This is a genomic window from Dulcicalothrix desertica PCC 7102, from assembly GCF_003991905.1.
GTDB lineage: Bacteria > Cyanobacteriota > Cyanobacteriia > Cyanobacteriales > Nostocaceae > Dulcicalothrix > Dulcicalothrix desertica.
Window position 1 is genome coordinate 58984 of sequence record NZ_RSCL01000005.1, and the last position, 20817, is coordinate 79800.

A 20817-nucleotide genomic window follows, 5' to 3' on the forward strand; every position below is an offset into this window, starting at 1 on the left:
ATTATTCAACTATTAATAATGTGAGAGGATATTAAATGTCACGTCCTACTGTTGTTTTTCGTCCTACTGTTGTAATTGGGTTAGGTGGTACAGATTATGAAGTTGTACTCAAGCTTAAAAAGCGCTTTATAGACGCTTACGGTTATGTACCAGAAATTATTCGTTTCCTTTCTATTGATACTACCGAAAATATCAAAGAACGGGAAAAGTCACCAGATGGCAACAAGGTTATTTTAGAACCAAATGAGCTTTATGCAATATCTGTAGCAAATCCAATACCTTACACACGTAACGATAATATTGCTGAATGGTGGCCTAAAGACATTCCAACATCTAGTTTAATCAGTGGCGCCGGACAAATTCGAGCTCGTGGAAGGTTAGCGTTATTTGCAAAAGTGGGCGACATAAACGGTTTAATCGCTCAAGCAATTAACACTGTACGCGAAATTCGTACTTCTGCACAAGCATTTTCAGACAACTTTCAAGTTTCCAATCGCGATGGCGTCGAGATTTTCATTGTTGGCAGTTTAGCTGGGGGAACAGGAAGTGGGACGTTTTTAGATATAGCATTTTTAGCTCGGCAATATCTCAATAGCTTCTCTAATATTACGGGAGTATTTGTTTTACCAAGAGTGTTTGCGAATCTTCCTCAAACTCATTTAGTCAAGTCAAACGCTTATGGCGCCCTCAAGGAAATCGAACATTTTTGGGGCTTGACACCATCCAATGCAATTGAAATAGACTACGGTGTAGCAAAGGTGAGAGCCGACCGTCCCCCGTTTGATGCCGTGTTTTTAATTGATGGTGTTAATAAAAAAGGAACTGTTGTTTCGCGTCCTGATGATTTGCAGAATTTAGTCGCAGATGGTTTATATGTCCAGATTGGTTCTCAAATAGGTCTAGACGCTGCTAACGTTGCCGATAATATTCGCGCTTATTTAGCAACTGGTGAAAAAGTTCGAGGACGCAAGATAAATTACTGTAGTTTTGGCTTCGCTACTCTAACTCTGCCAGTACAACAGTATGAGCGAATGAAATTAGAGGACGCTCAAAGCTTGCTTAAGAACGAGTTGATGGCACCTACACTGTCTGTTGATATGGATAGCGAAGTCGCACGTTTTCTGATTGACTCTAATTTAACAGAAGCTGCTACTGTTTTAAATGCGTTGACAGAAAGTGAGCATGGAGGACAGTTTAAACAAGAGTTTAGAATTGGCGAAATGCGTTATGACCGTACAGCGTTGCCAACAATAAAAGAACTTTACAAGCGTCAGTCAGACCAAATGGAGCAACGAGCAGCAAAAGAACTAATAGCAAATTTTTCTCGCTTAGAGCAAGTTACAACTGGCGCCATAGAAGCATGGTGGGAGCGTGCTTTCAACCGTCCGAATGGTCTAGCTTATACTTTAAAATTTTTGACTCAACTTTACCCCAAACTTGATGAATTGCAGCAGAGTGTGCAGCGTAAGTCACAGGAAGCGCAATCTAGTTTTAACGCATTAAAATTAGAGCCACAAGAAGAGAAAATTAAACAAGCAGCAGAAGCACTTTTCTCAAATAAGAATAATATTCAAGCAGCTTGTCAAAGATATAAAGAGCGTGCTGACCAAAAATGGAAAATTTACATACATTGGAAACGATGTGACAAAGCTGCTGAACTTTTCGGTATACTGCGAGCGAAAGTAGAGGAAATTAAAGAAAAGTGCCAGCGTATTCACAGCAATCTAGATAAAGTTTACAGAGATATAGAACAAAGTTATAGCGAAGTTAACCGTCAAGCAACTAACGATAATCCTTTTATCCATACAATTGCCCGCGTCAATTTGCAATCAAAACGTCCTAAAATTAGTGGCGAAGACTTTATTCGTTGGTATAGAGAACAATCTGAAACCTTAACTAAGTGGTCAGATAAAAAAGCTACTGATGTTAAAAATGAAATAGTGGCATTTTTAGACGAGATTTACCATCCACTCACTAATATGACTGTTGAGCAAGTTTTGGCAGATAGTAACCCAGAAGATGCGGGAGAAGATTTGCAACAACTTGGCAGACTAGCAGTACCTCTATGGCAATACGACGATGCGGAAATACCGACTCAGCAGCAGCACATAATCACAGAGTTTTACTATTACGGAGTCGAAAGTAACAACACTATTTTTAGCAGTCCACCTCTTTCGAGTCGTTTACCAAAAGGAAGAACTAATCCTGCTTTTGTACCAACGGGTGAACCCCATAAGCTTACACTGTTCCGAGTTGAAATAGGTGTTCCATTATTTGCCTTTAACGGAATGAAGGATATGGAGCAAGCTTACCTAGACCCAAATAAAGTCTTCAAACACTGAGACCGTAATTGGACAAACCTTCCTAATCTAGTTCCACCGGAAGATGACGGAGGAGCGCTGCGTTGGTTTGCTTTGGCACTGGCGCCTGACATGTATAAATTAATTGTTAACAAAAATAAAAAATACTTTGTCCATACAGAGCAAGCCCGAAAATTAGAGGATGGAATGTTGCTTTTGGGAGAGAATCGCAAATCAGCATTTAAAGCTTTCAAAAGCAACTTGCCTCTAGTTAACGAAATTGCAGACAAAGTTGAGCATCTTACCCACAAAGACCAAGACACAGCTAAATCTTCTTTGTCGAATTACATTGATTATCTCAATCAGCGTTTAAGGGATTGTCAGGTTGATTCCCAAGTAAAAGAACAGGTAGAAATGGAAATTCAAGAAATAGAAACATACCTAGAAGAATTAGATGTAATTAGCTAATCCTACTTAGCTTTGTGAACTTTGTTTTCCTAGGGTTGAAACCCTAGGCTATTATGGTTTATTTTTTATTCCCATGCCAAAACCAACAATTTTACTAGCACTCGACCCCCATAGTGCCGCATTTTGTGCAGCCATTAAGCGGCAACTCCAAACATCAAGCACAATTCAAAGCAGTTTAATACAGACTTATACTCTAAATTGGGACGGACAAGCTTTTAGCTTTAGTCCTGAATTAAACCAATTCGCTGACACAAGTTTTAACCTCGCACAAACTCATAATAAAACTTCTGCCTCCCAAATCCTTACTTCCTTTACCCAAGCTGCTGGTAAACTGCAAAATCAAGTAATTAACCTACTCAAATCAGTAAATCAATCTCCCGAAGTTATCGCAGCAAAACGCCAAGGACTAGAAATAAGCAGCGGACATCAAATATATCTGATGTTGTCAGCCAGTAATCAGTTAGCTAGAGGAGTCGTTTTTGAGCTAGTACGTTTGATTCGCTGGTTATTTAGTACGCACTCTCCAGATATACCTTACAGTTTAGAAGCTTTACTATTATTACCAGAGTTATTCGCCGAAGTTACAACTGCTGATTACAGTGCTGCATATGCGCTCCTCAAAGAGTTAGATTACAAAATGAATACTGGAGTTGTAGTTGCAGCTAGTCAAAGAGCTACTCCCTTCGATAATTGCTGGCTAATTGATGGACGCATTGGTGAACTTAAAGATAATTTAAGTAGCTATGCTGATACTCTTGCTGGTTTTCTGACTGTTGAGGCACAAACAAGCGGTTTGCTGATAGGCGCCCAAAAAGTGCGTGGTAAAATACCTGCGTACAGTACTTTTGGCTATGGAGAATTATTTTTCCCTAAAGAAATAGCCATGAAGCGTTTAAGTGCTGCCTTAGCTGCTGATATCATGATTAAGCAGTTTTTACCAAAAGTAGAATTTGCTCCAGAAACAAACCGTAAATGGTTATTAGATGCCAAAGAGTTTGTACTAAGCGAAGATTTTAGCGATACTTTTCTTGAATTAGAACGAGATAACGGCAAACCAATTTGGCAAGATTTTAATCCGCGCATTGACATACGTGCTGGGATGTCGAGCGAATATGGAATGGAGTTACAGCGTGCTTATCGGCAATTTGAAAACAAAGAATTACTTTCTTATAAACGCGCACTAGAAAACTCATCTAAACAAGTACAAACAACACTTACCACTTTTTTAGACAATACTATTAATGGCTATGCTGACGCAAGCAAGAGTGGTTTACACGAAGCGGTTATGCTTCTAAACAGGTTGACTTATTTATATTTGGAACTACAAAGCGATGAAGCGCGCGACCAATCTCATAATCTCATTACAGAACTGCGTGCGGCAGAAGCGTTTCTTGACTCAAAGTTGCAAGTGATAATTGACGGCGAAAAGACTAAAGAATTACTTAACGAAGTTTTAGCTTTAAAATTGCAACAGCAACAACTACAAGATAACTTCACTCAAAGTAGCTCAGAAGAACAACAGCAAGAGATACAAACAATTAATGAACAGCTAAGAACAGTAATTACTGAGTATCAAAAAGCATCAAATCTAGAAATTGCACAAGCTAACCAAATTCGTGCGCTCGCTCGCACAAAAGCTCGTGAACAAGCAGAAAAAGCAGTTGTTACTTCACTTTCTCAGCTAACTGCCACTGAAAATCAACTTGAAGCAGCTGTAGATAGAAAAAACGAGTTAATCGCAGAAGAAAAACATTTCCGCAATCAGCATCTAATTATATATCCAACACTTCTTGGCGCCCTATTGTTAGGCTTTGTAATTCTAATAGGAATTTTTAGCCAATCAACACTTTGGTTATTATTACAGAAGATAGGGGAAAACTTAGTTACTTACTTGCTTTGGGGTACAGTAGCAATATTAACTTACTTAGGTTTGGTTTGGCTTAAATATAGCACCACCATTCGTGACCGCTTGTTAAAGCTCCAGAAACAAATTAAACGATTAGAAAGTAGTTTAAAAGCGAACGCAGTAGAACTACGTCGGAGTTATAACGAACAATTAAAGCTAGAGTACGACTTTTATGCTCAAAATCTTCGTGTTGAAACATTAAATTATTTGATTAGAACAGCTAAACAAAGAACTGAGACATTACGTCAAACTCTTGATAATTTCTCTCAAATATACAATAATTTAGTGCAAGAGCGCGAGCAGGCAAAAACAAATTTTTCCGAAACTAGGTTGACTGTTTTAACTGATACTGATATTGATGCATACTATCAAACTTTTCTAGCATCAAATTCAACAGAGAAATTTATTCAAGAAAAAGTTAGTCGCTCTCAGTCATGGAAAATATCTGCCGAAGACTTTAAAAACCAGCTTATCCCATTTGCTCAGAAACAGTTCGATCAACTAAGTAATTTGTCAATAGGTGAAGTATTAAAAAAATCAGATTTAATTTCGGCAAATACTGCCACCTTGCGTTTAAATCAGCTTCATGATAGTGCTAACCTGTTACTGCGACTTCAAGATATTGATACAAACTTAAACCCAACTTCTCAACGTGAAACAAATCTTTGGGTGGCGCCGAAAGATAAAGAGCAAATATTTGGACATTACAGTCGCTTAAGTAGAACTTTAACAGCTTTAGAAGCAGAAGACGAGCTACGATTATGCATTTTGACTCGTTCATTAGGCTTCCCAGCTTATTTTCTCAGTCAAATTGAGTTTTACCGAGACTGCTATGAACGCGCGCAAAGCGAACAAAAAGAGTCAGATGAGCTAGACAATATACCTGATTTAATACCAGATGAAATTGGTTCAAATCGTGAGTTGATATTAGCTTATTCTAGCTTAATGTTAGCAATTGCTCTAAATATAATATCACAATCTCAAGGAGAATATAAAGTCAAAGGTCAATTGCTAGGTGAAGACCGAGAACAAATTGCCTTAGCTTTAGCAACCGAGTTTACTTTTCAAGAGCTATATGAGGAAATTCGAGAAAGTATAGAAGCATTTGAACATGATTTGGTTTACCAAAATTTACAGAAATTAGGTAATACTTTGGCCAATGATTTAACTCGTAATGAGCGTAAAATATTAGATAATTTGAAGAAGGAGTATAATCCTTTGAATTAGGTAAAATAAATTGGGACGGGCAGGAATGCCCATCCCACAATAATTTAAGTTACTTTCTTATTTGTTATTTACGATGTTTCTTTTTGTAATTGTTCAACTTCTGCCACACTTAACCCCGTAGTTTGGCTAATCGTTTGTACATCTAAAACACCAAGCAGCGAACGTGCAATAGCAAGTGCTTTTTCTTTTGCTCCTTCTTCTCTACCTTCTTCTCTACCTTGTTTTCGACCCTTAGCTTCACCATCCTGTTGTGCTTTTAAAATTGCATTTTTGCTATCGTGAAGAAACATTTCTCGTTTTTCTAGCACATCTAGCTCCTTTCTGGTTAATTTGCTTTCTCTTGCAACTTCAAACGCATGATTTATTTCTGGAACTTCTTCCATAGTAGGTGGAACTGACGTAAGTGTGTTTGCTGCTTTCAGAAAGTACAGCCATTTATCTGATAACGTTTCTAATTCGGAAAGTTGTTTGTTGAATTTGGGTAACTCGACGAATACTAGTTCAATATCATCGCTATAATCGGTTAAATCGTCTTTTTCTTTTAATCGGTAGCGAGATATAACTTTATTATTTCCTTCAAACATGTCAAAATCAGTAATAGTCAAGGCTATTACTGGATTTAATAGTGTATAGTCCTCACCAAGTCTAAGCTGAATTGAAAAGGCTTTAGCTGCATTGTATAGCACTCGCTTCTCGAAACCCAACACATTTAAAACCTGCATCTCAATAATAACGGTTTTATTTCCTGTGATAGTCGCTTTTACGTCTAAGTATGAATCTTTCATACCTTTGATGCGCGGCGCCTGATATGGGTCAAGAATTTCTAAATCTAAAATCACTGGTTTCTCCTCATACAAAATCGCATTTAGAAAACCAATTAGAATATCTTTACTTTGTTTAGAACCAAAGATTTTTTTAAAAGCAAAATCAGTTTTAGGATTTATAAAGGTCACAATAAACCATCCCAATTAATAATCTATTTAAGAACAATAGTATCATTTGTATGGGTTATTGGCGCCCTTCTCATGTAATTATTTACTATTATATTGGTGCCTATATAATTATCAAGGGGCTTTAAGAGGTTTTTTTCTTAGCCCCCAAATTCGCGGGGGGGGTTGGGGGGGATGATCACAATGTATAAGTAAAATTATCTACCAACATTCCCGGCGCCATATTTCCCCCTAGTTGTCGCGAGTCATAAGTGCCCACTTCAGGGATAAATTCTTGGAAATTAGTAAAATCAACTAAGTTTTCACCCCAGAATTTATACAGAGTCTCATCAAAGCGCAAATTCTCAATAGGCGCCATAATTTCGCCATTTTCTACCCAAAAGCAAGCATAGCGAGTCATTCCGGTAATACGACCAGTAGGTAAGTCACTCCAATTTAGATAGTGCAAATTAGATACATATAAACCTGTACCTAACTGAGTAAGAATATCATCGAAACTAAGATTTCCAGGACATATTTCTGGGGAACGTAACGACTCATTAGTATTGGCGCCGTTAGCTACTTTGTCATATTCTTTAGCAGTACGGGAATTTACAAGTGTCGAAGCCAAAGTACCTTTTTCGATAACATATAATTCAGGTGCTGCCATTTCACCTAACTCATTAAATCGTGGTACTAAGCCAAGCTGAAAGTTTTCTTTAAGATTTAATAACGGAGAAAGTTGCTTTTCGCCACGCCATAGTAAAGCTAAAGAACTATGTCCCTGTTGAATATCCGCTTCGCTAACTCCACCCCATGACAGCATTGATATTAAATCGGAAACTGCTGCGGGAGCAAAATAGGTTCTATATTCTCCTCTTGGTAATTCTTTTGGTGGATGCGCGAGCAATTTTAACTGTTTTTTCGCATCATTTATTTTGCCAATATAACCATTCTCATCCCATTTACTGCCTGCGTAAAACCCTTTTACAGCTTGTCCTTCCGAACTAAAAATCGAGTAGTCTAATGTAAACGAATCTGTGACAAACCAGTGTTTTTGTCCGCAAGAATCAGCATATCCCTTAATAACTATACCACCTGCATAAATACCTGTAAAATCTAATTCATAAACAGGCGTCAATATAGTTGATACAACCGCATCTAATTCTAATAACTTACCAGTATTGACTTCGCTACTAGTATTATTACCTGACGGCAACACTAAATAAGGGTCAATTGGTAAATAAGGTAATTCTTCACGCAATTCTAATAAAGCAGCATATGCAGTTTGCCAATCAATTTCCCAATTTCCTGTAAACGGAAAATGACGATAGCAAGTGCGCTGATTATCCATTAAAGTAAGTTGAACATAGCCATCAGCAACACTACCTGTTTGGCGAACTTTCGCATTATTAAAACGAGTAAATTGACTGCGCTCACTGCTTAATTTAACAGTGAATGCTTCGCTCTCTAATTTCTTAGCTATTAGTGTTTCAACTAACTTATTAAAGCTTGTTTCTAAAGTAGATAGTTCCGAGATACTCATGGGTTGATTTAATTAAGAATTAGGAATTATTGTATGGTGGGCATTGCCCACCTTACGGCACGGAGTATAAGTTTCTATGTACCTCCGCCAAATACTTCAACCGAAGCAAATACACAAACAGGAGAACCATGTCCTACCCATATGGCTTGGTTGGGTTCTCCTTTGCCGCAAAATGGAGTTCCGTACATTTCCCAAGTTGGGGCGCCACCTACCTTAACTAAACTTCCCCAAAATTCGGGAGTAGTCGCGCGGTAGTTAGGATTACGAAGTGTTTTGGTTAATTTCCCGTTTTCAATGAGCTTGGCATACTCGCAGCCAAACTGGAATTTATAGCGACGGTCGTCTATCGACCAAGAACGGTTCGATTCCATATAAACGCCATGTTCGATATCTTTGATAACATCATCAAATGTACCTTCACCCGGTTCCAGATTCAAATTTGCCATGCGGTCAATTGCTGGACGGTTCCACGAACACGCACGCGCACAAGCAACACCAGGTATACCCGCTCGTGCTTGACTTTCTAAACTGCCCACACCTCGTTGCAGTACTCCTTCCTTAATTAAATATTCTCGTGTTGCAACGGCGCCTGTATCATCAAAAGCGTAGCTAGCTATTTCACCCGGTACAGTTGGGTCAAAGGTGATATTCATCAACTTAGAACCATACACCAAATTACCAAAATCGCTCTTCTTAACAAAACTACCACCCGCATAATTGCGCTCATCCCCTAATATTCGGTCAATTTCTAAAGGATGTCCAACGCTTTCGTGAATTTGTAGCATCATTTGGTCAGGCGCCAAAACTAAATTCGTGCGAATATCAGGACACTCTTCGGCGCCGAGTAATTCGATAGCTTCCTCACCAATACGCTGCACACGATGCCAAAGGTGATCATCTTGGAAACGTTCTAATCCACCTTGATATGTATGTGCTTGCCAACCGTTACTAGTACGCTGTTGAACTATTCCAGCATCTTGAGCAGTTGTACCATAATACGTACTAATAAATAGAAATTTTTGATATACTTCCGAACCGTTGCTGCTGACAAACCAAGTTTCTCGGTCGGTAGTTACGACTTCTGCAACAGTTTGAACAATTTTGTCGCTAACTTTGAGTGTTTTGCAGGTGCGGACGAGTATATCATTGATTTCTCCAGAACCAATTGCATCAAAGGGTTGTGTATAAGGAGAAATATATTCACCTACTACTTTTGGACGCGCGGTTGTCGGTGCAAATTTATATACCGACCATTTTTGTGCTGAACGAGCTTGTTTATATGCTGTTTCTGCCGCTAATTGTAAAGCATCATGTTGTAACGAATTTGTTGCAGCATAACCAATACAGCCATCAACTAAAACCTCAACCATTGCTCCTAGAGTGGTTGATTTGCCGTTGCGCTGTGGTATTCCATCACGAACATTTCGCGTAGCAGATGTATCTTTTACTGCTCGAATACCAACCCAATCAGCGGTAATATCAATATTATTTACTGCTTTTGTTAGCTCAGATAACATACAGATTTATTAATTTAAGTAAAAAAGTGTTTTTGGCGCCGACTTACTTTCATAAGTAATAACCTTCTGCTTTTACCAAAAGTAACAGAATTTTGCAACAGATTATGAACGGATGTAACGGATAAACTATCCGCTACATCCGTTACATCCGTTGCCTATCTATGCCAGGTGGTACCTTCTTTGGTATCAATTAACGTGATACCTTGTGCTTGCAGTTCGTTGCGGATGCGGTCGCTTTCAGCAAAGTTCTTGCTAGCTCTAGCTGCGGTGCGTTGTTTAATTAACTCATCAATTGACCCATCGCTTAAGCCAGTACTATTAATTTTGTCAACTTCTAACGTGGCTTCTAAACCAAGAACATGAGCAAGTGTAACTAATGTATGCCAAGCTATCTGTAGTTCTGCGGTGGGGGTTTCAATTTTACCGCCATGTACTAGGATATTACCTTCACGATTCAACTTTTTAGCTAGTTCAAAAAGCACAGCCAAGCTACCTGAAAAATTAAGGTCATCATCCCCACATTCTTCAAAGCGCTGAATTAAACTTTTATCAAGTTGATTTCCATCGTTTGTAAAACCAAGCTTCTCACCAAACTGTTCGCCAAATAATAACCCTTCTTTCAGAGTATTCCAACTATTGACGGCACCTGTAATTGCTTCTTCGGTAAAATCTAATGGTTTACGGTAATGCCCCTGTAGTACAAAAAATCTAATCGCCATTGGGTCAATAGGTTGGGGGTACTTCGACCATTTGCCATCTAGCATGTCGCGAATAGTGGTGAAGTTGCCCAAGGACTTGGACATTTTTTTGCCATCGACAACTACCATGCCGTTATGCATCCAGTAGTTTGCCAAAGGTTTATTTATGGCGCCTTCCGACTGGGCAATTTCATTTTCGTGGTGCGGAAATATCAAATCACCACCACCACCATGAATATCAATTGTTTCACCGAACTGAGATTTAATCATCGCCGAACATTCGATGTGCCAACCAGGACGACCTTTACCCCACGGTGAGTCCCAACTAGGTTCTCCAGGTTTTGCTCCTTTCCATAAAGCAAAATCTAGTGGATATTGTTTTTTCTGGCTTTCTGGGTCTTCTACATCTACTCTACCACTGGCGCCTGCTTGCATTTGTTCGAGGTTACGTCCTGATAACTTCCCATAAGTATGGAAACTTTGGACTCGGTAATAAACATCACCACCTGCTGCATAAGCCAAATCTTTATCTTCAAGATTCTTAATTAAAGCTTCGATTTCTGGGATATGTTCGGTTGCACGGGGGTAATAATCCGCGTCTATTACATTCAAACGACGGATATCCTCAAAGTAGGCATCAATAAATTGATTTGATATTGCCTCCATCGTCGAACCTTGCTCACGCGCGCGGTTGAGAATTTTATCGTCAATATCGGTAAAATTTTGAATGTAGCGTACTTGGTACCCACGCCACTGGAGATAACGACGAAGTACATCCCAAACGATGTACGAACGTGCATGACCCAAGTGGCAGTAGTCATATACTGTCACTCCGCAGCAATACATTTTAACCTTTCCTGGTTCGACAGTCTCAAATGGTTGCTGACGACGGTTGAGGGTATTGTAAACGGTTAGGGTCATGGCAATTTACGAGTCTCTTAAAGTTTGAGCAATAATAATGTTTAGTCGTTAGGACGAAGATGCCCCAACATCTCTATGCTAATGTTTTCCGTACTCATTACGCTACACATTTATCTAAATTGAATTTCTTTGTATCACATTATGCAAACGCTTACCTCTGAATCTCAAGTAATGGACGCACCCAAACAGGGATTACCAGTAACAATTATTACTGGTTTTCTAGGTAGTGGGAAAACAACTTTACTTAATCACATTTTGACAAACCAGCAGGGTTTAAAGACAGCCGTTTTAGTAAACGAATTTGGCGAAATTGGTATAGATAACGAATTAGTAGTCTCCACCGACGAGAACATGGTGGAACTAAGCAACGGTTGTATTTGCTGCACCATCAACAGCGATTTAGTCGATGCTGTCTACAAAGTTCTCGAACGCGACTCTAATATCGATTATTTGGTAGTAGAAACAACCGGACTCGCCGACCCCTTACCAGTTGCACTAACCTTCCTAGGCACCGAACTACGCGATTTAACTCGCTTAGACTCAATTATCACCGTAGTTGACGCAGCAAATTACAGCTTAGATTTATTCAACTCCGAAGCAGCACACAGTCAAATTGCCTACGGTGACGTAATATTACTTAACAAAACCGACTTAGTAACAGAAACCGAATTAACAGACTTAGAAAGAAAAATCAACGAAGTCAAAGAAGGCGCCCGTATCATCCGTACAAAAAACTCTGAGGTACCATTAGGGTTAATACTCAGCGTCGGTTTGTTCGAGTCAGATAAATATTTTGAAGTTGACGAACACAAACACGACCACCACGACCACCACGAACATAACCACGACCATCACGAACACGACCATGACCACTCAGCTTGCGGTCATGACCACGAAGACGACCACGACCATTCAACCTGCGGTCATGACCATAGTCACGACCACGACCACCATCACCATCACTCCGACCACCTAGAAAACGATGGATTTACATCAATTTCATTCCAAAGCGATAAACCCTTCATAATTAGAAAATTCCAATATTTTCTAGACAACCAACTACCTACAAACGTATTCCGTGCCAAAGGAATAATGTGGTTTGAAGAAAGTCCTAAACGACACATATTCCACCTATGCGGCAAACGTTTTACAATGGATGACGACGAATGGAAAGGCGCCAAGAAAAACCAAGTAGTATTAATAGGTCAAAACCTCGACAAAGAAACACTACTTAAACAAATTGAAAACTGCTTAACAACAACTTCTGCAACGCGCGGGCAAGGATTCGGCAAGTAGAGACGCGATAAATCGCGTCTCTACCAAGAAAATGTAAGTTAACTCTTGTGGGATGGGCATCCTTGCCCGTCCCTCACAATCACTATATAACTGAATACGAACCAAAAAGTTTTACAAAAGAAAAAACACCTTTAGAAGTAAAATTTTATATATAAAATATATTAGGTTATCTGGATGAAGCTATTACGAATTTACGTAGACACCTCTGTAATTGGAGGTTGTTTAGATGTAGAGTTTGCAACGGAATCACAACGTTTGATAGATTCTATAAGAAACAATAAAGTTGTAATGCTTCTGAGTGACTTGGTAATTAGTGAACTGGTAAATGCACCCGCCAATGTTCGAGATATATTAACATCAATAAATAGTGATGCAATTGAAAATGTTCCGCTAACCAAAGAAATAATCGCTCTGCGAGATGCTTATATTGCAGCAGGTGTTGTTACAGCTAAGTCTATAAATGACGCGACTCATGTAGCTGCCGCTACAGTCGCTAGAGCTGATGCAATACTGCTCGGTTAAGACAATTGCGAAACGTAAAAGCCCGCTCCGAGACGTGACATGTCACGTAAGAACATACGTTAACCGAGCAGTATTGAGAGCTGATGGTATTGTGTCATGGAATTTTAAACACATAGTTCGACTTGATAGAATGAGACTATATAATCAAGTTAATCTGCTGAACGGTTATTGAATTTTAACCATTGTATCCCCTAGAGAGGTATCATTCAATGAGTCAGACGAAAATTGAAAAAGATTTTGATTGTTTAGAGTTCAAACAAAAAGCTCAAGAGGAAGCCTTTGAGAATATCAACAACCTTACTCCAGAAGAGCAAATCAAATACTATCGCACTACTGCCGAATCAAGTTCCCTAGGTGATTGGTGGAAAAAAGTTAAAAATAAGTCTAGTAATGTTGAATGAAAAATACACTTTAGTTGAAAGTAAAATTAAAACGATTCTCAACTGATATTATTTACTAGACGTTGATAAAATGTAAATTAATTATTGTGGGATGGGCATCCTTGCTCGTCCCTTCTACTAACTATATGACTAAAAACCAACCACAAACCATCACAACAGAAAAACAAAATGAAGAAGCCATTGCTTTAGCCCAAGATTTAGAGCATCGTGTAAATCGAACTCTAGAAGAAGAAACACCTTTGGAGCTACTAGTTACACTAATTGAAAAATTTGAAGAAAGTCACTATCCAATACCTAAAGGTACAGGTAACTCAATGTTGCTACACCTCATGGAAGCACGTTCGTTAGAGCCAGAAAAATTAGTTGAAGTAATTGGCTCAAAAGAAGCTGTTTTAGAAATAATTAATCAAAAACGCAATATTTCCGAATCTCAGGCAAAAGCACTTGCTGAATTTTTTCAACTAGATATAAGAGGATGTTTGAAAAGTCAGATAAGGTATAAATTGTCATTCTGAGTGGAGTCTTACGGAACGTAATGCGGAGCATTTGCCGCAGGCTAGAATCTAGGGTTTTAGACATATACTGAGATGCTACCCTGCGGGAAAACTGCGTTAACGTACCTCAGCATGACATTCACGGACACTTTTCAAACATCCTCTAAGTTTATTTCTATAACGTGGAATAGTGTATAAAATTAAAAGGCGCCTATTGCGAAGTGTTCACCGCCAAACTCAGCTATACAATCAGATAAAACTATAGTCACACTATAAACTAGTTATGTCAGAAACATCAAATCAAAATACTTCTGATAATTTGGAAATAACTCAAGAGCGGTTAGTATTGTCAGACCGAGACAGAGATTTGTTTATTTCTGTTATGGAAAACCCACCTGAGTTAAAAGGAAAACTAAAAGATGCCATTCACAAGTACATAGAACAGTATGGGAAGTCATGATAAAGCAAGATTTAATTCTTTACTACTTGAAAAGAAAGTTTAAAATATGCTTTTTTGTGGAATAGGCACCTCGCTCTTTTAGTATAAAGAGCGTAACTAATATATAGTACATCTACGTATTAATGACTAATTAGACTTACATACTATATTTTCACGATTTTATAAAAGGCTCTGACGATGAATCAAATGATTTAAATTCAAGATGATTAAGTTTTAAATATTCTTGAAACAATTCAAAAAAACGCTCTAATGCTTCACGCTCATCCTCAGAATAAAAAAGAATTATTTTGTCCCATGATTGACTCGAACTAATATTAAACTTCTCCTGAACCCATGATTGAAATTCAGTAAAACCTTTTTCTTGCTCGGTTTGAGCAACTGCTAATTCGCGACGAGCTAGTATATAACCAGCTATACAAGAGCGGAGATTACTAATCGCTGGTTTGCCTAGATACATAGAAGGTCTTTTTTGAATTTTTGAGATGAGTTCGTAAAGATTGCTCATATTCTAATATCCTACTTAAAAATTAATCTCAGTAATTATAAAATCTCCACCTACATCCATTATGGGACAGTATAGGTTATTAAGCCAATCATCTCTCGCTATTCCTTGAGGGTGAATATTATCAAAAATAACTTCTTCACCGTTTATATATATAGCTATAGCTTCATGGCGCCCATTAGTTGATATGTTTTCTTGAATCTCATGATAAATATTACAAAACGGTTCTTCTTGACTTCCTGTGTATATTTTTATTTGTCTTATTTCCCTTAATTTTATAAGACACACAAATGTAGAGACGCGAGGAACATCGCGTCTCTACACAATCAGGTAAAATTTTACAAATAAGAACTACTTTCTTGGTACCTGTAAACCACGACGTTCGAGCATTTGTCGCACTTCAGGACTTGGGTTGTAGTTGTAACCGTAGGAAGAACGCTCGGAGTCATCGAGAACTTGAGGTGTTAGCAGGACAATTACCTCATTACGTGAATTTTCTCGGTTTGTTCTTCTAAACAACGAACCAAGAATGGGAATATCACCCAAAATAGGTAGTTTGGAAACGGTTGTTCTGTCTTGGTCTTGAATAATACCGCTAAGAATCAGAGTTTGTCCATCGCGCAAACGCACTAAGCCTGAATTTAAAGAGCGTTCAGAGACTAAGAAAATTCTGTTACTACTACCGTTACTTAAATTTACATTTTCTGAAGCTTGAGGTGCCCGAATGTTTGGAGCAACTGACAAAGAAACAAAGCCGTTGTCATCAATCCGGTCTACTTTAACAGCTACAGTTAAACCGACATTCTCTTTATCAACGGTAATTGTTTCAGTCGAAGTACCATCACCTCGTGTAATTTCGCGTTTAAAGTTACCAACAACTTGCTGCGTGAGGTTTACATTAGCTGTTTGACCTTCTTGAACAATTAACGTTGGGTCAGTTAATATCTTGGCATTACGATTCTGTACTTGAGCTTGTATCGAAGCGAGAAAACGTTTGGGGAATTGATAGAGCGACGGTAAACCAAATGTATATGTATCTGGAGTTCCAGGAGTTGTAGCTGTTGGAGGGGTACCTGGGGTAAAGTCTGTAATACCAACTCCTAAAGGATTGGAGCTAACAGGTGGTTCTGCTGATGGCCGTTGCCCACTTTGCGGATTGAAAAATCCATCACGCAAAAATACGTTATCACCTTGAATTGGGTTCGGAATTACAGGAGTGCCAGTTAAACTGCCGCTTGCTTCAGCACTGCTTGCTGGTCTGGAACCACCAAAGTTTAGTGATGCAGAACCACCATCACTGGTAAAGAAATTATTACCAATGCCGAAAGAAAAACTGGTATTAAAATCCTTTATTCCTGATAAGTTAACATCAACAACCTTAACGTTGACTGCTACTTGGCGCCGTCTCACATCCAACTGGCTTAACTGTGCCATTGCTAATTCAACTTGCTTTGGCGTACCAATTAAAGTTAGAGAGTTTGTACGTTGGTCACCTAGTGCTTGTAAACCTCGAAGTATAGGCGAAGAATACTTTGAATCTTCTAATGACAAACGTTCAACTCTTGTTTCTGTAGTAGTTTGAGTTTGGGTGGTGGCTACACCCTGTCCTACAGGTACTGCACTTACGCTTGTAACTTGACGCTCTCTACTGATGGCACTTTCGGCGCCTAAACCAACTAAGAAGTTCAATGCTACATCGACTGTTACTTGGTTAAGTCGCAGGTTCCGCATTACTGTATCGCGGCTGGAGTTTGGCAGTCTGGGACCTACGAAGATTGTGCGTCCACTGCGGTTTGCTTCTAGTCCGCTTAAGCGTAAGACATAGTTAAATACGTCTTGTACGGGTTCGTTTTGAATGTCGAGCGATACTTTGAGTCCTTCTCCAGGTCCAGATGCTGCTGGTTGTCCACCACCTGCTGCGGTTGGGTCTACTGATGAATATGCCAAGTTCATGTTGGCAGCGCGCGCAAGTAATGATAAGACTTCACGAACGGGTGCATCACGTAGTACTAAGCGAGGTACTCGTTCTTGTGTTCCTAAATCAATTACGCTGGGTGATGCGTCTATTGCGGAAATTGCGATGTCTCCTACTGGTGGCGCCACTGCACGTGGTAAGAATGGCGGTGCAACGTTGGAAGGTTGACCGGGGCCTGTTGTGGGTGCGGTTTGAGCGTTACTAATGCCAGCAGGTGGCGCCAGTGGTGCTGTGGGTACTGTGGGAGGTGTTGCTGCTACAGTTCCGTCACCAGGTGTGAAACTGAGGGTTAAACCGTCGCGACTGCGTGCTACTGGTTGGGTGCCAGGAGTACCGTTATTGCCTGTGACTACGACGCGAACGCTGTTGGCATCGAGTTGGTTAATTACTACTGAGGCAATACCAGGGGCAGGATTATCTTGACGAAAGTTGTTACCTTCTGGTAAACGTAATTGGGTGTTGATTATATCGGCGACTAGGGTGTTACCGCGTTTGGTTGTAAATACTTGGGCGCGTTCACCAGAAGAAGCTTCTAATACTACGTTGACTCCAGAATCAACGGGGTTTAGTTTTACGCGGGTTACTTGTGTAACTTGCGCGAAAACTGGCTGTGCTGCGAAGATTGCAGCAGTGGCGCCAAGGACGAAAGCACTATTTATATTACCGTGAAGTTTCACGTTCATTCCTCACTGAAAATAAAGTAAAAGTTTGTGTAAGTAGGATTTGAAGCAAAGTTTCACTTTGCTGCAATTATTTGAATTGAATTGAACCTGTTCGTGTGTTTTTTTTACGTATATAGAAATAGAGGGACGAACCGCTAAGGACGCGAAGGACGCAAAGATAAGAGAGATGCTTCGTTCCTCAGCATGACATTGGTATTAAACATGCTTCGTTCCTCAGCATGACATTTTGCGACACTCAGCACTCAGCACTCAGCACTCAGCACTCCTAACTCCTAACTCCTAACTCCTAACTCCTAATTATTTTGGCGGTTCTGCTGGTTTTGCTTGCGCTGCTGCTGTTTCTTCGGGTGTGAGTGGCATTAGCGCTTGTAGCTGGAAGTTTGTAGAAATTTGGACTGGGCCAATCATTCGGATTGGTTTTCCTAGTGCGTCGTTAGGTACTTCTTGGTTGAGTTTTGAGTCGTAGTCTTTAACTAGCAATAATGGCTGTAATCGCTCGATATTGCGAAGAATTGACTGGGTTTGATCGTATGTACCCGTAAATTCAATGTTTATTTTGCTACGCTTTAATTTGCCGTTGACTAATGGGCCAAAAGTTCCATCGCTAATGATTTCAGTCTTTTGAGCGTCGGGTGTGTATTTCCGCATTTTGGCTTTGACGGCGTTTCCTGGTAGCAAATCGTTACCTGATTCTACTAGTCGGTTTAAATCAATTAGCAGTGTGTCTAAGGTATTTTCGTTGGCAAATAAGCCTAATACCTGTGTTTGCTGAACTTTAGCTTGAGCTAGTTCTTTTTTTACAGTGTCAATTTGTTTGATGCTGTCTTTTTTCTGCTGAATTTGACCTTGTAAGTCGGTTTGCTTGGTTTGCTGCTGTTGGAATGTTTCCCAACTTGGTAAAACCATGTTCATTCCTACAAAAGCTGCTCCACCAAGTCCCAAAAGACCGATTAAGATACCGCCAATTTTTGGTGTAAAACTTATACCAAAAATGACGGGATACGGAGGGGCAGCTTCTTCAAACCCACCACCACCTTCAAAATCTAAATCTTCACTATAAGTCATCGCTGAAGCGCTCCTGTTTGTTGCAAACTACGAATACGAGCCACTAGTCCAACTGTACCTTTTTGTTCTAATTCGCGCATCAGTTCAGATGCTGGAACATCACTCAGACTAGATTGGATAGTGTATTTCACTACCTTTGGTAGCTTTGCTCCTTGGGGGAGTCCACCTGGAGGCGCCGGAGCTTCTGTTAACTCGGCGTTTGTGATTCGCACTTCTTTTGCTTTTAAGAATCGCGATTGTTGTAATATCACCAAAAAGTCGTTGACATCAGCAAACGAACGCGCAAATCCTCCTAGTTCGATTGCTCCTGCTTGGCTTTGTGTTTGCCCTGCTGCTGGAGGTGTTGATGCTGCCACAGGCGCCGAGGAAGCCGCAATATGTTTAACGTTTTCCAACTGTACTGAAGCAGGAATACGTTCTCGAACATCCTGAAGTATGGCAGACCAAGGACGAATTTGGTCGAATACTGTCACCAGAGCTTGGGTTTCACTCTTAACTTGAGTGATTTCTTGTCTGATTTTATTAATATTCCCAATTTCAGCTTCCAATTTTTGGTTTTCTTGCTCTAATTGGGCAATATTTTGCTGTAATTGTTCGTTCTGCGATTGCAAAAACCACCAGCCAGTTCCAACTAGTGCCAATGTGAAAGCAGCAATTGCTCCACCAATGTACAAAGGAGTTAAATCTCCTGGTGACATAGGAGCTTTCTTGATTCTGGTGCCATCATTCTTTGGAGCTGGCGCCCGGTCTTTGAGAAAATTAATATCTAAACTGTACATTTGCTTATACCTCCCTCATTCCAAGACCAAGAACTATCCCTAGTCCAGGACGTTGCATTGTTGGGTATTTTTCATCGTCGATAGCAAGAGAATTGGCGCCAACTGGGTCGATTTGGGTAGCAGGCAAACTCAAGCGTTGAGTAAAGAACTCATCCATTTGTGCTAGTCCACCACCTGGACCTGCGAGCAGTATTTGCGCGACTTCTAGGTTTTCACTTTGATTCAAGTAGAAATCTATCGAACGACGCAATTCATCGGTGAGTTCTCCTAAAACCCTCATCATCGCTGCCATACCAGGGTTAACAGCAGTTTGCCCAGTTTTACCACCATCCATTCCACTCGAAGGAATTGTCATCCCTTGTAACAGTTCCATATCGCGCGATGCTGGTAAATTCATCGCACGTGATAACGCCATTTGCATCTGATACGTACCAATTGGTACTGTTCGTGAGAACTGTGGTACACCGTTGACAATAATCGCAATTTCCGTGCTGTCGAACTCAATATCAACCAACACAGCTGCTTCCTGTGGGCCAAACTGCCGTAGTTGTTCACGAATCGTCCGAATCAGTGCAAAACTGCTTATCTCTAGAACATCTACTTGTAACCCTGCCTGCTCAAATGTCCTGATATACGTATCAGTTACATCCTTGCGCGTTGCTACAAGTAATACCTGAACTTTTTCAATGCCATCTTCATCGACAAAGTAACCAAGTTTCTGATAATCTACATCAGCTTCTTCGCGAGGATATGGCAAATACAACCCTGCTTCGTGGTTAAGCACCATTTCTCGCAGTTCTTTATCGTCTAACTCTGCTGGCACAGGTATTAGACGCACAATAGAATCACGACCAGGTACGGCAGTTGCGACTCTAGAAACTTTGATTTTACTTTCGGCAAGTGCCTGCTGGATAATTTGTGCCATCGCTGGTGGGTCGGCAATTTGACCGTCAACGAAGACACCTTCGGGAACAGGAACCGATGCTAAAGCATCTAGTTTTAGACCTTGACGCTGTTTGCGAATACGGGCAATATTAACCCGTTGTGGCGCCAGCTCGATGCCCACCCCTTTATTCGATTTCCCAAATGGACTGTTAAAGCGTTTAAGCACAGTTTTGACCGCAGAAC

18 protein-coding genes are annotated in these 20817 nt (G+C 40.0%); 8 read left to right on the forward strand and 10 right to left on the reverse strand.

What is annotated here, in order from left to right; genetic code table 11:
- The first annotated feature begins 35 nt into the window (after window positions 1–35).
- From DSM106972_RS11635 to DSM106972_RS11640, 3 genes are all read left to right on the forward strand, one after another.
- Window positions 36–2342 carry a tubulin-like doman-containing protein gene (locus tag DSM106972_RS11635; protein WP_233786978.1) on the forward strand — a complete coding sequence of 769 codons (2307 nt, stop codon included), beginning with the start codon at window positions 36–38 and terminating at the stop codon, window positions 2340–2342.
- A gap of 90 nt (window positions 2343–2432) precedes the next feature.
- Window positions 2433–2768 (forward strand): hypothetical protein, encoded by a 336-nt coding sequence (locus tag DSM106972_RS53345; RefSeq protein WP_233786977.1) that lies wholly within the window; start codon window positions 2433–2435, stop codon window positions 2766–2768.
- 73 nt (window positions 2769–2841) lie between these two features.
- Window positions 2842–5901 (forward strand): FtsZ/tubulin family protein, encoded by a 3060-nt coding sequence (locus DSM106972_RS11640; RefSeq protein WP_127080866.1) that lies wholly within the window; start codon window positions 2842–2844, stop codon window positions 5899–5901.
- Window positions 5902–5969: 68 nt separating this feature from the next.
- Here DSM106972_RS11640 and DSM106972_RS11645 read toward each other — a convergent pair whose 3' ends face one another.
- The 4 genes from DSM106972_RS11645 to cysS form a co-directional block, all read right to left on the reverse strand.
- Complete coding sequence (locus DSM106972_RS11645; RefSeq protein WP_127080867.1) at window positions 5970–6854, reverse strand: Rpn family recombination-promoting nuclease/putative transposase; 885 nt, start codon at window positions 6852–6854, stop codon at window positions 5970–5972.
- 175 nt (window positions 6855–7029) lie between these two features.
- On the reverse strand, window positions 7030–8376 hold the full coding sequence (locus DSM106972_RS11650) for a TldD/PmbA family protein (protein ID WP_127080868.1): 1347 nt from the start codon (window positions 8374–8376) through the stop codon (window positions 7030–7032).
- Between the two features lie 74 nt (window positions 8377–8450).
- A complete protein-coding gene (locus DSM106972_RS11655; RefSeq protein ID WP_127080869.1) occupies window positions 8451–9893 on the reverse strand; it encodes a TldD/PmbA family protein in 1443 nt (480 codons plus the stop codon).
- Between the two features lie 155 nt (window positions 9894–10048).
- On the reverse strand, window positions 10049–11512 hold the full coding sequence (cysS, locus tag DSM106972_RS11660; RefSeq protein WP_127080870.1) for a cysteine--tRNA ligase: 1464 nt from the start codon (window positions 11510–11512) through the stop codon (window positions 10049–10051).
- Between the two features lie 141 nt (window positions 11513–11653).
- Between cysS and DSM106972_RS11665 the strand changes: the two genes are divergently transcribed.
- From DSM106972_RS11665 to DSM106972_RS11685, 5 genes are all read left to right on the forward strand, one after another.
- Complete coding sequence (locus DSM106972_RS11665; protein WP_127080871.1) at window positions 11654–12808, forward strand: CobW family GTP-binding protein; 1155 nt, start codon at window positions 11654–11656, stop codon at window positions 12806–12808.
- A 174-nt stretch (window positions 12809–12982) separates the two neighbouring features.
- Window positions 12983–13330 carry a PIN domain-containing protein gene (locus tag DSM106972_RS11670; RefSeq protein WP_127080872.1) on the forward strand — a complete coding sequence of 116 codons (348 nt, stop codon included), beginning with the start codon at window positions 12983–12985 and terminating at the stop codon, window positions 13328–13330.
- Window positions 13331–13539: 209 nt separating this feature from the next.
- A complete protein-coding gene (locus DSM106972_RS11675) occupies window positions 13540–13731 on the forward strand; it encodes a hypothetical protein (protein ID WP_127080873.1) in 192 nt (63 codons plus the stop codon).
- A gap of 125 nt (window positions 13732–13856) precedes the next feature.
- The gene (locus tag DSM106972_RS11680; protein ID WP_127080874.1) at window positions 13857–14246 is read left to right on the forward strand and encodes a helix-turn-helix domain-containing protein; all 390 of its coding nucleotides are present in this window, start codon (window positions 13857–13859) and stop codon (window positions 14244–14246) included.
- A gap of 262 nt (window positions 14247–14508) precedes the next feature.
- Window positions 14509–14685 carry a type II toxin-antitoxin system TacA family antitoxin gene (locus DSM106972_RS11685; RefSeq protein WP_201800710.1) on the forward strand — a complete coding sequence of 59 codons (177 nt, stop codon included), beginning with the start codon at window positions 14509–14511 and terminating at the stop codon, window positions 14683–14685.
- A 151-nt stretch (window positions 14686–14836) separates the two neighbouring features.
- On the opposite strand, the gene DSM106972_RS11690 is transcribed toward DSM106972_RS11685, so the two are convergent.
- From DSM106972_RS11690 to pilM, 6 genes are all read right to left on the reverse strand, one after another.
- Complete coding sequence (locus DSM106972_RS11690; RefSeq protein WP_127080875.1) at window positions 14837–15190, reverse strand: hypothetical protein; 354 nt, start codon at window positions 15188–15190, stop codon at window positions 14837–14839.
- 15 nt (window positions 15191–15205) lie between these two features.
- Window positions 15206–15475: a papain fold toxin domain-containing protein gene (locus DSM106972_RS11695; RefSeq protein ID WP_186538342.1), complete on the reverse strand. Its 270-nt coding sequence runs from the start codon at window positions 15473–15475 to the stop codon at window positions 15206–15208.
- A 63-nt stretch (window positions 15476–15538) separates the two neighbouring features.
- Window positions 15539–17845: a type IV pilus secretin family protein gene (locus tag DSM106972_RS11700; RefSeq protein ID WP_127080876.1), complete on the reverse strand. Its 2307-nt coding sequence runs from the start codon at window positions 17843–17845 to the stop codon at window positions 15539–15541.
- A gap of 297 nt (window positions 17846–18142) precedes the next feature.
- On the reverse strand, window positions 18143–18910 hold the full coding sequence (locus tag DSM106972_RS11705; RefSeq protein ID WP_127080877.1) for a pilus assembly protein PilO: 768 nt from the start codon (window positions 18908–18910) through the stop codon (window positions 18143–18145).
- Window positions 18907–19689 carry a PilN domain-containing protein gene (locus DSM106972_RS11710; RefSeq protein ID WP_127080878.1) on the reverse strand — a complete coding sequence of 261 codons (783 nt, stop codon included), beginning with the start codon at window positions 19687–19689 and terminating at the stop codon, window positions 18907–18909. The genes DSM106972_RS11705 and DSM106972_RS11710 overlap by 4 nt, the downstream gene beginning before the upstream one ends.
- A gap of 4 nt (window positions 19690–19693) precedes the next feature.
- Entirely contained in the window at window positions 19694–20800 is a 1107-nt protein-coding gene (pilM, locus tag DSM106972_RS11715) for a type IV pilus assembly protein PilM (RefSeq protein ID WP_127080879.1), read from the reverse strand.
- Window positions 20801–20817: the final 17 nt, after the last annotated feature.

Excerpts from the sequence above, each read along its gene's own strand:
- DSM106972_RS11675 (WP_127080873.1), top strand. The coding sequence starts at position 13,540 with ATGAGTCAGACGAAAATTGAAAAAGATTTTGATTGTTTAGAGTTCAAA.
- DSM106972_RS11700 (WP_127080876.1), bottom strand. The coding sequence starts at position 17,845 with ATGAACGTGAAACTTCACGGTAATATAAATAGTGCTTTCGTCCTTGGC.
- cysS (WP_127080870.1), bottom strand. The coding sequence starts at position 11,512 with ATGACCCTAACCGTTTACAATACCCTCAACCGTCGTCAGCAACCATTT.
- DSM106972_RS11655 (WP_127080869.1), bottom strand. The coding sequence starts at position 9,893 with ATGTTATCTGAGCTAACAAAAGCAGTAAATAATATTGATATTACCGCT.
- DSM106972_RS11690 (WP_127080875.1), bottom strand. The coding sequence starts at position 15,190 with ATGAGCAATCTTTACGAACTCATCTCAAAAATTCAAAAAAGACCTTCT.
- DSM106972_RS11710 (WP_127080878.1), bottom strand. The coding sequence starts at position 19,689 with ATGTACAGTTTAGATATTAATTTTCTCAAAGACCGGGCGCCAGCTCCA.
- DSM106972_RS11650 (WP_127080868.1), bottom strand. The coding sequence starts at position 8,376 with ATGAGTATCTCGGAACTATCTACTTTAGAAACAAGCTTTAATAAGTTA.
- DSM106972_RS11640 (WP_127080866.1), top strand. The coding sequence starts at position 2,842 with ATGCCAAAACCAACAATTTTACTAGCACTCGACCCCCATAGTGCCGCA.
- DSM106972_RS11685 (WP_201800710.1), top strand. The coding sequence starts at position 14,509 with ATGTCAGAAACATCAAATCAAAATACTTCTGATAATTTGGAAATAACT.
- DSM106972_RS11670 (WP_127080872.1), top strand. The coding sequence starts at position 12,983 with ATGAAGCTATTACGAATTTACGTAGACACCTCTGTAATTGGAGGTTGT.
- DSM106972_RS53345 (WP_233786977.1), top strand. The coding sequence starts at position 2,433 with ATGTATAAATTAATTGTTAACAAAAATAAAAAATACTTTGTCCATACA.
- DSM106972_RS11635 (WP_233786978.1), top strand. The coding sequence starts at position 36 with ATGTCACGTCCTACTGTTGTTTTTCGTCCTACTGTTGTAATTGGGTTA.
- DSM106972_RS11665 (WP_127080871.1), top strand. The coding sequence starts at position 11,654 with ATGCAAACGCTTACCTCTGAATCTCAAGTAATGGACGCACCCAAACAG.
- DSM106972_RS11705 (WP_127080877.1), bottom strand. The coding sequence starts at position 18,910 with ATGACTTATAGTGAAGATTTAGATTTTGAAGGTGGTGGTGGGTTTGAA.
- DSM106972_RS11680 (WP_127080874.1), top strand. The coding sequence starts at position 13,857 with ATGACTAAAAACCAACCACAAACCATCACAACAGAAAAACAAAATGAA.